Origin of the sequence: Streptomyces sp. NPDC060366, assembly GCF_042725135.1 — a bacterium.
Classification (GTDB): Bacteria; Actinomycetota; Actinomycetes; order Streptomycetales; family Streptomycetaceae; genus Streptomyces.
Window position 1 is genome coordinate 147392 of the sequence record NZ_JBHXDC010000014.1, and the last position, 13793, is coordinate 161184.

At 71.1% G+C, this 13793-nt stretch carries 11 protein-coding genes; 5 read left to right on the top strand and 6 right to left on the bottom strand.

The window, feature by feature from the left end; genetic code table 11:
- Positions 1–122: 122 nt before the first annotated feature.
- A complete protein-coding gene (locus tag ACFWHU_RS28970; RefSeq protein ID WP_385791713.1) occupies positions 123–1382 on the bottom strand; it encodes an outer membrane lipoprotein carrier protein LolA in 1260 nt (419 codons plus the stop codon).
- Between the two features lie 284 nt (positions 1383–1666).
- Positions 1667–2677 carry a polyprenyl synthetase family protein gene (locus tag ACFWHU_RS28975; protein WP_359815083.1) on the bottom strand — a complete coding sequence of 337 codons (1011 nt, stop codon included), beginning with the start codon at positions 2675–2677 and terminating at the stop codon, positions 1667–1669.
- A gap of 318 nt (positions 2678–2995) precedes the next feature.
- Between ACFWHU_RS28975 and fahA the strand changes: the two genes are divergently transcribed.
- From fahA to ACFWHU_RS29000, 5 genes are all read left to right on the top strand, one after another.
- Positions 2996–4219, top strand: coding sequence for a fumarylacetoacetase (gene fahA, locus ACFWHU_RS28980; RefSeq protein WP_387228379.1), 1224 nt, complete (start codon positions 2996–2998; stop codon positions 4217–4219).
- Positions 4220–4537: 318 nt separating this feature from the next.
- Positions 4538–7816 carry a PQQ-dependent sugar dehydrogenase gene (locus ACFWHU_RS28985; RefSeq protein WP_385802262.1) on the top strand — a complete coding sequence of 1093 codons (3279 nt, stop codon included), beginning with the start codon at positions 4538–4540 and terminating at the stop codon, positions 7814–7816.
- 329 nt (positions 7817–8145) lie between these two features.
- Positions 8146–9333, top strand: a complete 1188-nt coding sequence (locus tag ACFWHU_RS28990) for an ROK family protein (RefSeq protein WP_385802260.1) — start codon at positions 8146–8148, stop codon at positions 9331–9333.
- A gap of 87 nt (positions 9334–9420) precedes the next feature.
- Positions 9421–9777, top strand: a complete 357-nt coding sequence (locus tag ACFWHU_RS28995; RefSeq protein ID WP_385802258.1) for a PRC-barrel domain-containing protein — start codon at positions 9421–9423, stop codon at positions 9775–9777.
- A 39-nt stretch (positions 9778–9816) separates the two neighbouring features.
- Positions 9817–10095 (top strand): hypothetical protein, encoded by a 279-nt coding sequence (locus tag ACFWHU_RS29000; protein ID WP_387228382.1) that lies wholly within the window; start codon positions 9817–9819, stop codon positions 10093–10095.
- A gap of 19 nt (positions 10096–10114) precedes the next feature.
- On the opposite strand, the gene ACFWHU_RS29005 is transcribed toward ACFWHU_RS29000, so the two are convergent.
- From ACFWHU_RS29005 to ACFWHU_RS29020, 4 genes are all read right to left on the bottom strand, one after another.
- Positions 10115–10549 (bottom strand): nuclear transport factor 2 family protein, encoded by a 435-nt coding sequence (locus tag ACFWHU_RS29005; RefSeq protein WP_385802255.1) that lies wholly within the window; start codon positions 10547–10549, stop codon positions 10115–10117.
- Positions 10550–10648: 99 nt separating this feature from the next.
- Positions 10649–11488, bottom strand: coding sequence for a serine hydrolase (locus ACFWHU_RS29010; protein WP_387228384.1), 840 nt, complete (start codon positions 11486–11488; stop codon positions 10649–10651).
- 144 nt (positions 11489–11632) lie between these two features.
- On the bottom strand, positions 11633–12373 hold the full coding sequence (locus ACFWHU_RS29015) for a chitinase (RefSeq protein WP_385802283.1): 741 nt from the start codon (positions 12371–12373) through the stop codon (positions 11633–11635).
- A gap of 197 nt (positions 12374–12570) precedes the next feature.
- Positions 12571–13716, bottom strand: coding sequence for a winged helix DNA-binding domain-containing protein (locus tag ACFWHU_RS29020; protein ID WP_385802251.1), 1146 nt, complete (start codon positions 13714–13716; stop codon positions 12571–12573).
- Positions 13717–13793: the final 77 nt, after the last annotated feature.

Here is a 13793-nt window from a genome sequence, read left to right on the forward strand (position 1 = left end):
CCCGGCCCCGTGCCCCCGGTGCCGACGGCGGACAGCGGTCCGCCCCGCCGTACGGAGCGTACGACGGGGCGGGCCACTCGTGTGCGGTACCGCGGTACCGCGACACCTCGCGCCACTTGGCGCTACTTCGCCTCGTTGGCGACCTTCACCAGCGTGTCCTTGTCGACCGCGCCGACGTAGACCTTGCCGTCGTCCGTCATCAGGGCGTTCACCAGGCGCGTCTTGAAGACCATGCCCGTACCGAACTTCCCCTCGACCTTGTCGCCCAGGGCGTCCATGAACTGCTGCGCCTGGGCCGGCATGTCCTTGGACACGGCACCGGCCGGGCTCTTGCCGCCCGTGTCGAGCCGGACCACCGAGGTCCAGCCCTCACCGATGACGTTCGGCTCGGTCCCGAGGTCCTCGGCGCCCTTGGGAACCTTGTGGGCCTCGTCCCTGCCGGTGGCCTTCGACTCGTCCGCCTCCGTCACCTTCGCGCCCTTGGGGGGCGAGAAGTCGAAGGTGGACGCGGCCGGCTTCGAGAAGTCGACCTTGGTGAAGCCGACGTCGATCGCCGCCTTGCCACCGCTGCTCGGCAGGAGGGTGAACTTCAGCGGCGTACCGGTCTTGGAGTCGACCGCCACCTTGACGGAGCCGACCGTCGAGCCGTCCTGCTTGGGCTTGATCACCAGCTGGTAGGCGTCACGGCCCGCGATCCGCGCCGTGCCGTCCACGGTGACCGAGGTGGTGTCACCCGCGGCCTTCAGCGCCTCCCGCGCGAAGTCCTGGGGCGTGGCGGGCAGGTCCTTCGGAACGGCCTGGTCCTTGCCGTCCTCGCCCTTCGCCGAACCCTTCGCACCGGCGGGCGCCTTGGCGTGGTAGGCCTCGTTGGAGGCGCTGTCGTACGCCCACACCTCGCCGCTGTTGTGGATCAGGCTGTACTCGGCGGCACTGTCGAGGATCGACACCCGCTGCTTGCCGGGTCCGTCGGCGGCGATCCGCAGGGTGTGCTCGCCGGAGGCCAGCTCCATCAGCCGGCCGGTCGGCTCGGCGGCCGAACCGCCCTTCTCGCCGCCCTCGGTGCCGCCCTTCGGCGCGAACGCTCCGGCGGCGCCGCCGAGGCCGCCGATGGCCGGGATGCCGAGGTCGGTCTTGACCTTGACGGTGCCGGACAACTGCTCGGTCTCGGACGCCGCGATCTTCTCGATCAGTTCCTGCGCGCTGATCTTCGGCAGCTCCGGATCGCCCGCCGCGGCGAGCGCGGGGACGAGGCCGATGGTCGCCGCGGCCACTCCGGCCACCGCGACCGGGACCACATAGCGCGCCGCTCTGCGACGGCCCGCCGGAAGCTCCCCGGTCTCGCCGTTCTCGCCGGTGATCTGTGCGCTGTCGTTCGGTGCCATGTGTGCCCTACCTCCGTGGTCGGCGGCTTCCGTCCTCTTCACTCGTCCACCCCTTGCCGCCATTCTCACTCGAATTGGTCCGGGGTGGTGCTCTCCATAAGACCAAATCAGCTAATAGGAAGCGTCAACCCGCGGGCGCAACCTCGCGTACTGCTTCGGGATGACAAGGAGATGGGCCTTCTCCCCCATCCAGTAGGGGACGGGGGAAGAACAAGCCAGGGGTGGGGCCCGGTCGGGTGACGGGACGTCGGACGAGGCGCCGGACGGGGCGTCAAGAGGCGTACTCAGCCCGCCCGGTGGACCACCGCGTCGCAGAGCTCCAGCAGTGCGGACTTCGCGTAGCACTCGGGCAGCGGGGCGAGCGCCGAACGCGCCTCCTCCGCGTACCGGACGGTGTCCCGCCGTGCCTGCTCCAGCGCCGGGTGGGCGCGCAGCCCGACCAGCGCCTCCGCGTGCCGGGCGTCGTCCGTCAGGTCGCCGTCCAGCAGCTCGACCAGCGCCACGTCCTCCGGACGGCCGTGCGCCAGCGCCTGCTCGCGCAGCAGCAGCACCGGCAGCGTGGGGATGCCCTCGCGCAGGTCGGTGCCGGGGGTCTTGCCGGACTCGTGGGAGTCGCTGGCGATGTCCAGGACGTCGTCGGCGAGCTGGAAGGCGACGCCGAGCCGCTCCCCGTACTGGGTGAGGATGTCGGTGACCGTCTCGTCGGCGCCGGACGTCAGCGCGCCGAAGCGGCCCGACACGGCGAACAGGGCGCCGGTCTTGCCGGCGAGCACGTCGAGGTAGTGGCTGACGGGGTCGCGCCCGTCGCGCGGTCCGGCCGTCTCCAGGATCTGACCCGTCACCAGCCGCTCGAACGCCTCGGCCTGGATCCGTACGGCCTCCGGCCCGAGGTCCGCCAGGATATGCGAGGCGCGCGCGAAGAGGAAGTCGCCGGTGAGGACCGCGACGGAGTTGCCCCAGCGGCTGTTGGCGCTGTCCACACCCCGGCGTACGTCCGCCTCGTCCATCACGTCGTCGTGGTAGAGCGTCGCCAGGTGGGTCAGCTCGACGACGACGGCCGCCGGCACGATCCCGGGGGCGTACGGGTCGCCGAACTGGGCCGCCAGCATCACGACCAGCGGCCGGAACCGCTTGCCGCCGGCGCGCACCAGATGCTGCGCGGCTTCCGTGATGAAGGGGACCTCGCTCTTGGTGGCTTCGAGGAGACCCGCCTCCACGGCCGACAATCCGTTCAGGACATCGGCTTCAAGAGCCGGGTCCCGCACGCTCAACCCGAACGGCCCGACGACGGTCACGAGGGGTACTCCTGTCTGCTGACGATCACATGGATTGTCGATGTGTCGCTGCTGTCATTCAAGTCAGCGTATCCGGTCGGGTTTCGATCACCGTGGGCGCCTTCCCGGCTCCGCCCGTATGTTCTTGATCAGTAAATACGACAGGGACTGACCCTCTTTGTCCGCTCCCCCTGCCCGTTCGGGCTACCGGCGGTACGGGCCCCCAACACCCCACCACACTCAGGCCCTTTCGGTCATTGCGCGCTTTTTATCACTGCCGTCGCCGGGCAACACCGACGTAACGTGTCCAGCATCGATCCGGAAAGCGAGGCAGCACCGATGCCCGAGCAGAGCCCGCTCGAACCGGCCGAGGGCGATCCCTTCGGCCCGCACAACCTCCCGTACGGCGTCTTCACCACGGCCGACCAGCCCGAACGGCGCCGTCTCGGGGTCCGCGTCGGCGGCCATGTGCTCGACGCGGGAGCCGCCGCGCACGCGCTGGGCTCCCCGTACGCCGCGCTGCTGGACCGGCCCGGCCTCAACCCGCTGATGGCCGCCGGACGCACGGCCTGGCGCGATGTGCGCCGGGCGCTCACCGCCTGGGTCACGGTCCCGGCCCACCGTCCGGACATAGAACCGCTGCTGCACCCGCTCGGTTCGGTCACGATGCATCTGCCGTACGAGGTCGCCGACTACGTCGACTTCTACGCGAGCGAGCACCACGCCACCAACGTGGGCCGGATCTTCCGGCCCGACGGCGACGCGCTGACCCCCAACTGGAAGCATCTGCCGATCGGCTACCACGGCCGCGCGGGCACGGTCGTCGTCTCGGGGACGGACGTGACGCGCCCGTCCGGGCAGCGCAAGGGCCCCGCGGACCCCGTTCCGGTCTTCGGCCCCTCGGTGAAGCTCGACATCGAGGCGGAGGTCGGCTTCGTCGTCGGCACGCCCTCGCGGCAGGGCAGCCCGGTGGAGCTGGCCTCCTTCCGCGACCATGTCTTCGGCCTCTCCCTGCTCAACGACTGGTCGGCGCGGGACATCCAGGCCTGGGAGTACGTGCCGCTGGGCCCCTTCCTCGGCAAGTCCTTCGCCACGTCCGTGTCGGCCTGGGTGACGCCTCTGGAGGCCCTGGACGCGGCTCGCGTGACGCCCCCGGCCCGTACCGACGGCCTGCTCCCCTATCTGGACGACGCGGACGAGGAGGAGCCGGGCGGCTTCGACCTGCGGATCTCCGTATCCCTCAACGGCCACGTGATCTCGGAGCCGCCGTTCTCCACCATGTACTGGACGGCGGCGCAGCAGCTGGCCCATATGACGGTCAACGGCGCCTCGCTCCGTACGGGCGACCTCTTCGCCTCGGGCACGGTCAGCGGCGCCCGACGCGAGGAGCGCGGCTCTTTCCTCGAACTCACCTGGAACGGCACCGAGCCCCTCGAACTCCCCGACGGCAAGCGGACGTTCCTGGAGGACGGCGACGAGATCACGATGACCGCCTGGGCCCCGGGCCCGGACGGCACGCGCGTGGGCCTCGGCGAGGTGACGGGCCGCATCACGGCCGGGTGAGGGCCCGGCCGGTCATCTGGGCGGCGCCGACGCGTCCGACGGCGGGGCCGCCGAGTCCGAGTGCGGGGAGCACGCGGAGACCGACGGCGTGGAGACTAACGCCGCCTGGATGGCCGGCTGCGTGGACGGCGCGCTGCGCCTCCCCGAGGCCCCGCCCCCGGACTCCTGAAGCCCGTGAGCCGGAGCCTGTGAACGCCTCGGGGGGCCCCCCCCGGTCGGGGGGGGCCCCCCCGCGCGGGGGGGGCCCCCGACCGTCACTCCGCTCCTTACCGTCAGCGATCGAGGAGACGCATCACCGTGCACCGCACCCTGAGACGCATGATCACAGGGGTCCTGCTCGTGGCACTTCCCGCGCTGGGTGGTGTGGCCGTCGCGCCCGCCGCCCAGGCGCACCCGGGCCACGAACACGCCCTGGACTGGTCGAACTACGAGAAGGTCACCCTCACCAAGGACACCGGCGAGCCGATCGACCTCGCCGTGCTGCCCGACAGCCGTGTCCTGCACACCGCCCGCAACGGCGACGTACGGCTCACCGACCCCGGCACGGGTGTCACGAAGGTCGTCAACCACGTCGACGTGTACCAGAACTCCGAGATGGGGTTGCAGACGGTCACGCTCGACCCGGACTTCGCCACCAACAAGTGGGTCTATCTGTACTACTCGCCGCCGCTGAACACCCCGGCGGGCTCCGCACCGCAGACGCTGCCCGCCGGGCAGACCGACGCGTACTGGAAGCAGTGGGAGGGGTACGACACCCTGACCCGCTTCAAGTGGACCGGCGACAAGCTCGACCTCTCCACCGCCCAGGAGATCATCCGGGTCGACGCCAACCGCGGCCAGTGCTGCCATGTCGCCGGTGACGTGGACTTCGACAGCAAGGGCAATCTCTACCTCGCGACGGGCGGCAACACCCCGGCGTCGGGCCCGAACGTCAACGGTTACACGCCGATCAACGACGCGGCCGGCTTCAACCCGGGTCTGGACGAGCGCCGCGGCGCGGGCAGCACGAACGACCTGCGGGGCAAGATCCTGCGGATCGACGTCCAGGAGGACGGCAGTTACGAGATCCCGGAGGGCAACCTCTTCGAGCCGGGCACGGCCAAGACGCGCCCAGAGATCTTCGTGATGGGTCTGCGCAACCCGTTCCGCCTCGCGGTGGACCAGAAGACCGACGCCGTGATGTGGGGCGACTACGGCCCCGACGCCGGTACCGCCGACCCGAACCGCGGGCCGATGGGTTACGTCGAGTGGCAGACCACGACCAAGCCGCTCAACGGCGGCTGGCCGTACTGCACGGGTGACAACACCAAACCCTACCGGGACTTCGACTTCGCCACCCTCACGCCCGGCCCCGCCTTCGACTGCGCGAAGCCGGTCAACGACTCCCGCTGGAACACCGGTCTGACCGAGCTGCCCCCGTCCGCGCCGGCCACGCTCTGGTACGGCGACAGGGACAGCGACCAGCCGTGGCCCGAGCTGACCGCCTTCCGCGGTCCTGGCGGTCCGGGTGGCCAGGCCCCGATGGGCGGTCCGGTCTACCACTACGACGCGGACAACCCCTCGCCGGGCAAGTTCCCGGAGTACTGGGACGGCAAGGCGTTCTTCGCGGAGTTCTCGCAGGACTACGTCGCGGCGTTCACGCTCGACGGGCCGGACGGCCCGGTGAGCAAGCTGGAGAACGTGCTGCCGAACAGTGAGCGTTCGCAGAACGGCATTCCGCAGTGGGACAACCCGATGGACCTGGAGTTCGGTCCGGACGGCGCGCTCTACGTCCTCGACTACGGAGACGGCTTCTTCCGGCAGAACCCCGACGCGGGTCTCTACCGGATCGACTACGCCGAGGGCAACAAGGCGCCCACCGCCGTGATCAAGGCCGACAAGACGTCCGGTCAGGCCCCGTTGCAGGTCTCGTTCAGCGCGACCGGCTCCAGCGACCCGGAGAACGGCGACCTCACCTACCAGTGGGACCTCGACGGCGACGGCACGTTCGACGCCACCGGGCCCACGGTCAACCGTACGTACCCGGACAACGGGCAGTTCCAGGCCCGGCTCAAGGTCACCGACCCGCAGGGCAAGTCCGGACTGACGAGTCGTCAAATCACCGTGGGCAACACGGCGCCGACGGTGAAGATCACCTCGCCGCCCGACGGCGGGTTCTTCAACTGGGGCGACGCCGTGCCGTACGGCATAGCCGTCGAGGACCCGGAGGACGGCACCACGCCGGACTGCGCCAAGGCGGCGTGGACCTTCGGTCTCGGGCACAACCAGCACGGCCACCCGGTCAACAGCGGCACCGGCTGCACGGGCGGCGTCCTGACTCCGGCCGACGCGGGACACGGTGACACCGAGAACGTCTTCGGCGTCCTCGGGATCACCTACACCGACAAGGGCGCGGGCGGCGTTCCGCCGGCCACCGGTGACGCCCAGGTGGTGCTCAACCCGGCGCTGATGCAGGCCGAGCACTACGACTCGGCGGAGGGTGTCACGGTCACGGACGACACCACGGCGTCCGGGCAGCGCAAGCTGACCTCGTTCGACGCGGGCGACTGGATCGCGTACGACCCGGTGTCGTTCGCCGGGATCAACGGGGTCAAGACCCGCGCGAGCGGCGCCGGCACGCTGGCGCTGCGCTGGGGGTCGGCCGACGCGGAGCCGTTCGCGACGGTACCGGTCCCGGCCGGTGAGGGCTGGCAGACCGTCACCACCGCGCTGGGGAACGCCCCTTCGGGGACCGGCGAGGTCTTCGTCACCACCTCCGGCGGTGTCGAGCTGGACTCGCTGACCTTCCAGGGAGCGGGTGTCGCGGACAAGACCGCGCCCAAGGTCACCGCCACGCTCAACCCGCCGAGGCCCAACGGTGACGACGGCTGGTACACCAGCAACGTGTCGCTCGCGGTCGCGGCGACCGACAACGGGACGGTCGCCAGCCGTCAGTACTCGATCGACGACGGGGCCACCTGGCAGTCGGCCAACGCGGCCGTCACGCTGTCCCGCGAGGGCGCCACGACGGTCCGTTACCGGGCGACCGACAACGGCGGCAATGTGTCCGAGGTGGGCTCGCTCACCGTACGCATCGACCGCACCGGTCCCACGGTGACGGCCACCGGTATCGACGCCGACGGCGTCTACGGCGACTCCAAGCGCCCGGCGCCGGTCTTCTCGGCGACGGACGCGGTCTCCGGCGGGGCGACCGTCACGGCCACGGTGGACGGCAAGGCCGTCACCTCCGGGCAGGCGCTGGAGCTGTGGCGGCTGCCGCTGGGCAACCACGACCTCACGGTCAGGGCCCGGGACAAGGCCGGCAACACCACCACGAAGACGGTGGCCTTCACCACCCGTACCTCCTACGCGGACATCCGCGCGCTGATCACCCAGCTGCGGGCCGACGGCCTGATCACGGCGCAGGGACAGCAGCGGCTGACCGTACGGCTCGGCCAGGCCGAGGCGCACTCCGACGCGGGACGCACCAGTCAGGCCGCGGCCGTACTGGAGTCGTTCGCCGGATACGCGGGCGACACCGCCCTCGTACCGGACAGCGCGGCGGGCGCGGCCCTGGCACGGGACGCGCGGGCGCTGAAGGGAGGCGCCACCGGCTGACGACGGGACCGACAGGGCTGCCCCGCCTCCACGCCCCGCTCTCACAGGCGGGGCGGTCCTGTGCCCGGACTCCTTCACGGGGACCCGCTCGCGGAGACCTGTTCGCAGAAAGCCCGTCAATGCGGGTTCCGTCAACAAGGCGGCAACTTTCGGCGATCTGTGAAAAAGTTGCCGGACGTCGCCCGCGCGCCACCGCGACCCCGTGACCCCGGGCCCTCAAGAGCACGGGCCTTGCCGGGCCTTACGGTGCCCGGCCCCCGCACCGCCCGCGTACCGCCCCCACGACATCTTCCGAAAGCTGTCCGCAGGCGTCCAGAGGAGTTACGTCCGTGAACATCCAGTACCGCGTGTTGAGTCTGCTGCGTGACAACGGCCCGCTGTCCCGCGCGCAACTCGCGGACCGGCTGGAGGTTCCGCGCCCGCGGCTGCTCGGCGAGCTCGACCGCATGGTCGCCGCCGGGCGGGTCAGCGAGGCGGGCCCCGCCGCCTCACGCGGCGGGCGGCGCTCGACCCTCGTACAGCTCGATCCCGGTCTGCGGTTCGCGGCCGTCGATCTGGGCGCCAGCTCCGTCGACATCGAGATCACCGACGGCGCGCTGACGCCCGTTGCCTCCTGCTCCGAGCCCGCCGACATCCGCTCGGGGCCGGTCGCCGTGCTCGGCCGCGTCAGCGAACTCCTGCGCGCGATGGCCGAACAGGGACACTACACCCGGCTCGACGCCATCGGTATCGGCCTGCCGGGGCCGGTCAGCTTCCGGGAGGGCGTACCGGTCTCGCCGCCGATCATGGTGGGCTGGAACCGCTTCCCGGTACGCGACACCCTCGCCCGCGCGCACGGCTGCCCGGTCGTGGTCGACAACGACGTCAACGTGATGTCCCTGGGCGAGCAGCACAGCGGTGTCGCGCGGACCGTCGACCATCTGCTCTTCGTGAAGATAGGCAGCGGTATCGGCTCCGGCATGCAGCACCACGGCCGTATCTACCGGGGCGCGGAGGGGTGCGCCGGCGACATCGGGCACGTCCAGGTGGAGGCCGAGGCAGCGGGTCCTGTCTGCTCCTGCGGGAACACCGGCTGTCTGGAGGCGTACTTCGGCGGGGTGGCGCTGGCCAGGGACGCCACCGAGGCCGCGAAGTCCGGCCAGTCGCCCGCCCTCGCCGAACGGCTCGCCGAGCGAGGGGTGCTGACCGCGCTGGACGTGGCGCAGTGCGCGGACGGCGGCGACAACACGAGCGTCAACCTCGTCCGGGCGGGCGGCCACCGGGTCGGCCAGGTCCTCGCCACACTGGTCAGTTTCATGAACCCGTCGATGATCGTGATCGGCGGCGGGCTGACCGGGCTGGGCTATCCCCTGCTCGCCGAGATCCGCAGCGTCGTGTACAAGCGCTCGCTTCCCCTGGCCACCGGCAATCTGCCGATCGTCATGTCCGAACTCGGACCCCGCGCGGGGGTCGTGGGCGCGGCGCTGCTGGCGAGCGAACTCGCGTACGGCGAGGAGTCCGACGACATGGAGTCGTGAGGCCCGCTCGGGCGCGCCCCGTGCCGCGCTCCCCGAGTGGCGCGCCGGCGACGGTTGCGTGACCATGGCCGGAGGAGGAGAGCCGACATGATCGATGCTGCGGACATCCGTGAATGGCGCACCCACGAAGTGGTCGACTCCGGTGGGCGCAAGATCGGTTCGCTGGAGGCGGTGTACGTCGACACGCGTACCGACGAGCCGGCGGTGGCGACCGTGCTGACCGGCATCCCGACCCGGCGCAGACTGGTCTTCGTCCCGCTGTCGGGAGCCGTCGTGGGACCGGGCTACGTCAGGGTCAACTACCCGAAGTCCGTCGTGAAGGACGCGCCGTCGATGGGTACGGACGACGTGCTGCCCGCCGAGGACGAGAAGGAAGTCTTCTCCCACTACGACCTGGCCTACCAGCCGGGCCCCAGCGGAGAACGTCAGCTCGCCCGCCGCTGACCGGCGGACTTCCGGCAGAGTGCGCGTACGCTGCCGTCGATGGACGAATGGCGTGGCTTCACCAACAAGCTGCTCTACTGCGTGCAGTTCAGCGCCCAACTTGACGGCGTCGAGGCCGCCCGCGTCGGCGCTCTGATCGCCGACGGTCTGCTGGGCGACGATCCGCCGGCCGACCGGACCCGGATGCTCGCGGACGCCCTGAGGTCGCCGGAGCTGATCACCGATGGCGACTGGCAGCCGCACGGCGAGCGGGAGGTCCGCGGTTTCCTCGACGCCCTGCTGACCGAGCTCGCGGACGGCGGCGGCTCCGCGGCATGAGCGCCCGTGTGGCGCCGGATTACCGTACGGGTGCCGGGACCGCGCACACCGCGGCCACCGCGTCCGTGTCCCAGTAGAACGGCCGGACCTCGGCGATGCGGCCGTCGGCGACCTTGATCGTCTGAAGGATCGGGAAGTCCAGCTCACGGCCGGTCGCCCGCGCGCGGGCGTGGACCCGGGTGAGGACCACCGAGGTCTCCCCGGTGGCGAGGAATTCCTGCTCCACCATCTCGAAGGACTCCCACACACCGCCCATCGCGAGGAAGAACCTTTCCATGCCCTCGTGGCCGCGCCAGATTCCGCCGTAGGGCAGGCCGTCGGCCTGGTGCAGTACGACATCGGTCGAGAAGAAGGGCGCGAGCACGTCGAACGAGGCCTCGCCGGGCCCGCCGGCCGCCAGGTACTGCGCCTCGGCCGCGTACATACCGGTGAGGACGGTCTTGGGGTTCGTCATGCCTCGAGCATGATCAGTCCGCCGGGGCGGCGCTGGCGGCAATCGGACATGGACGTGACCGGGCCCCACAGAGACAGGGCCTGTCGTTCGGATCAGGCCCTAGCGCTTCTCCGCGTCGACGAACGCCTTCACCGCCGTGGTCGCGGCCCGCTCCACCAGCGCCACGCCGCTCTTGTAGGACGGCTGCCCGTCGGACAGCACCGCGACGAGCAGGGTGCGGCCGCCGTGCTCGACGCGTCCGATGCTGTTGACGTCCCACAGCTCCGTCTCGCTGCGCGGCAGCCAGCCGTTCTTCAGCGCCGGCGTGGCCCCGGGCCGCTTGCCGTCGTCGGCGGCGGATATCCCCCACCGCTGGTTCGCCTCGACCGTGCTCATGAGGGAGCGCAGGTAGTCGCGGGAGGGTGCGGTGAGCGGCGAGTGGGCGTCGCCGAGAACGGCCTCCAGGAGCACCATCTGGTCGGCCGCGGTGGTGCGGGTCAGGCCCCAGTGACCGTCCTTGTCGGTGTGGGTGGCCTTCAGACCGAGTCGTTCGTTGGCGGCGTTCAGGCCGTCGGTCCTGCCGATGGCCTTCCACAGCGCGTTCGTCGCGTCGTTGTCGCTCTTGCGGATCATCTCGGCGGCCAGCTTCTTCTGCGGCGCCGTGAGGGACGTCCCGCGGTCCTGGGCGTCGAGCAGGAGGGCGGCGAGTATGTCGACCTTGACGACACTGGCCGTGTCGAAGGCCCCGGCACCCTCGCCGTAGGCGGCCGCGTACCGTCCGTCGAGATCCCGCACGGCGACCGTGTAGCGGCCGTCGCTGGCTGGCAGCGCGTCCAGGGCCTTGTTCATCGCCCTGTCGACACCGGCCGACGTGGCGGCGGCGTGGGGCGCCCCGCCGGCGGTACCGGCGGCGGCGAGTACGGGGGCCTGCACCGTCACGGCGAGGACGATCGCGGCCACGGCCAATTGCTGGGGCTTACGGAAACTAAGCACAAACCGGACATTAGGCAATGCGGGTCCCAGCGGGCAACGTGCGTATCGTCACACGGATACCTGTGCCCGGCCCGTCGGACCACCGGGCCGGGCGCAAGGACAGCAGTCGATCTAGCAGGTCAGATCGCGGCCCGGCGCGGTGCGCAGGACGCGGGTGAACTGCTTGTACAGCTCGACCCGGTGTTCCATCTGCGCGGGGTTGCCGCCGTCGCACTCGGCGGATCCGTTCAGGCTCCAGATCGTCTGCCCGAAGCCCTTCTTGTTCACCATCGCGTCGTGCCCGGTCATCGTGCCCGGCCCGGACTGGGTGTTCCAGTACCAGAGGGCCGTCATCCACGCGACGGCCGGATCGGTCTCGACCAGCCACGGATTGTTGAGCAGGTCGATGCCCAGCGCGTCACCGGCCGCCTTGTAGTTGAAGTTCCAGCTGAGCATGATCGCGCCGCGCCCGTAGTACGCGTCCCGGCCGGCCGGGCAGCCGTAGGGCTGGGTGTCGTCGCAGAAGATCGGGTACATGTCGGGGTTCTGCGACACCACGTAGAACAGCCCGCCGGTCTCGTGGCTGACGTTGGCGAGGAAGGCCGCCGCCTCCTGCTTGCGGGTCGTCCGGCTGCCGGTGCGCGCGAAGGCCGGGTAGGCCTCGGTGGCCTCGACGAGCCCGTCGTACGTGAAGAACGGGTCCCGGTCCGGGAACATCCGCTCGAACTGGGACTCGGCGACGACGAAACGCGGCTTGTGGTGCGCGCCTCCCGCTTCGCCCGCCGCGCCCCGGTCGCTCGCGCTCCGCGAGGACTGGGCCGCCGCGGGCAGTGCGGCGACGAGCAGGCCGCAGACCAGCAGCAGGGCGGCCATGACGGCCGTGGTGCCTCTTCTCAACACTGTTGGTTCACTCCTGAACGGTGTGTGGGGACAGGCGTTCATGGGACAGCGCTCATCCACAACTGCCTTCCAGGAGGGTGCAGTTACGCGGACGCCGCCGCGCAGAGGCTACGGGCAGGGACCCCTCCCCGGATAGGTCCATACCAATTCTTGGGAAAAGCGGGGACGGCTCATTTCCCGGGGAGCAACCGCACCTCGGCGCTCGGCGGCAGCTTGTCCCACCAGTGCGCGTACCGGCTGTAGACCCCCGGTTCCCGGCCCGCGAGGAACGCCGTCAGCGACAGCGCCTCCCCCGCGAGTCCCGCCCAGGTCTCCTCCGGCAGCGGGTGGAAGGCCCGCGCCTCGATCCCCCCGGCGACCGGGCGCCAGAGCCCCGCGACGTACCCGTCGACCAGGAGCGTCGGCAGCACGTCGCCGTTGATCCGGATGACAAGGCGGCGGTAGTCGGGCGGAATGACCCGGCTCCGGTCGGAGTACGCCAGCAGCGTGCTGTCCCACATCGCCATCAGCCGGGGCGGCGCCGGCGTGTCGCCCGCGGGACGGGGCGCGCCCGGGACGTCGTACAGCTCCACGCCGTCCGGCCCCGTCAGCACGTCGAGCCCGCCGGAGAGCGTCCTCAGCGCCTCCCTGACGCGTGCCCGCTGAACCAGCGCGAACTGCGACATGTCCGCCACCGACGCAGGGCCGAACCCCTCCAGATAGCGCACTATCAGCCTCGACAGCGCCGCCGCCGACGTCTCCTTGTCCCGGAGCCCCGACCACGCGCCGGCCGCGACGTACGACGGCCGGGAGCCGAACGACCACGGTGTCCCGGTGGGTACGTGCAGCAGCGGCGCGTATCCCCGCAGTCCGCGCCACGCCCCGGGGCCGGGCGGGGCGCCCAGCCGCTCCCCCAGCCACGTCTCCAGCTCGGCGGCGGTCCTCGGCCGGTCGGCATGGCCCAGCAGAGCGGGTACGAGCACATCGGCGTCGTCGAGGGTGAGTCCCGTCGCCGTGAAGCGGCTGTCGAGCCTGCCGCCCCGCAGTGTCGGCTCCACGGCCTCCCGGAACGTCCGGTGGTCGTCGGCGTGGACGGCGTGCAGCGTGATCCGCATCAGCGTCGCCTTCACCACCTCGTAGCCGGTGAAGGCGGCGTCGAGGGCGGCCGGATCGAAGTCGGCGGTCCTGTTCCACAGCGCGACGTACGGCGAGGCCGCCTGCTGGGCCTGGAGGGCGACGACACGGCGGACGGCGTCGGCGACACCCAGCGGCTCCCGGCGCAGCAGAAGCTGTCGGGCGAGTGTGGAGCGGTTCAGCTCCGATGCGGTGATCTTCACGCCGGGATTCTGCCTCCGACGGGCCCGCGAACGCCACCGTTCGACGGCCGGCGGCAACCGGCCACTCCGCCGCCCGG

Bases quoted from the DNA above. Each gene is read 5' to 3' on its own strand.
- ACFWHU_RS28985 (WP_385802262.1), top strand. From the start codon at position 4,538: ATGATCACAGGGGTCCTGCTCGTGGCACTTCCCGCGCTGGGTGGTGTG.
- ACFWHU_RS29000 (WP_387228382.1), top strand. From the start codon at position 9,817: ATGGACGAATGGCGTGGCTTCACCAACAAGCTGCTCTACTGCGTGCAG.
- fahA (WP_387228379.1), top strand. From the start codon at position 2,996: ATGCCCGAGCAGAGCCCGCTCGAACCGGCCGAGGGCGATCCCTTCGGC.
- ACFWHU_RS28970 (WP_385791713.1), bottom strand. From the start codon at position 1,382: ATGGCACCGAACGACAGCGCACAGATCACCGGCGAGAACGGCGAGACC.
- ACFWHU_RS28995 (WP_385802258.1), top strand. From the start codon at position 9,421: ATGATCGATGCTGCGGACATCCGTGAATGGCGCACCCACGAAGTGGTC.
- ACFWHU_RS29005 (WP_385802255.1), bottom strand. From the start codon at position 10,549: ATGACGAACCCCAAGACCGTCCTCACCGGTATGTACGCGGCCGAGGCG.
- ACFWHU_RS29015 (WP_385802283.1), bottom strand. From the start codon at position 12,373: ATGGCCGCCCTGCTGCTGGTCTGCGGCCTGCTCGTCGCCGCACTGCCC.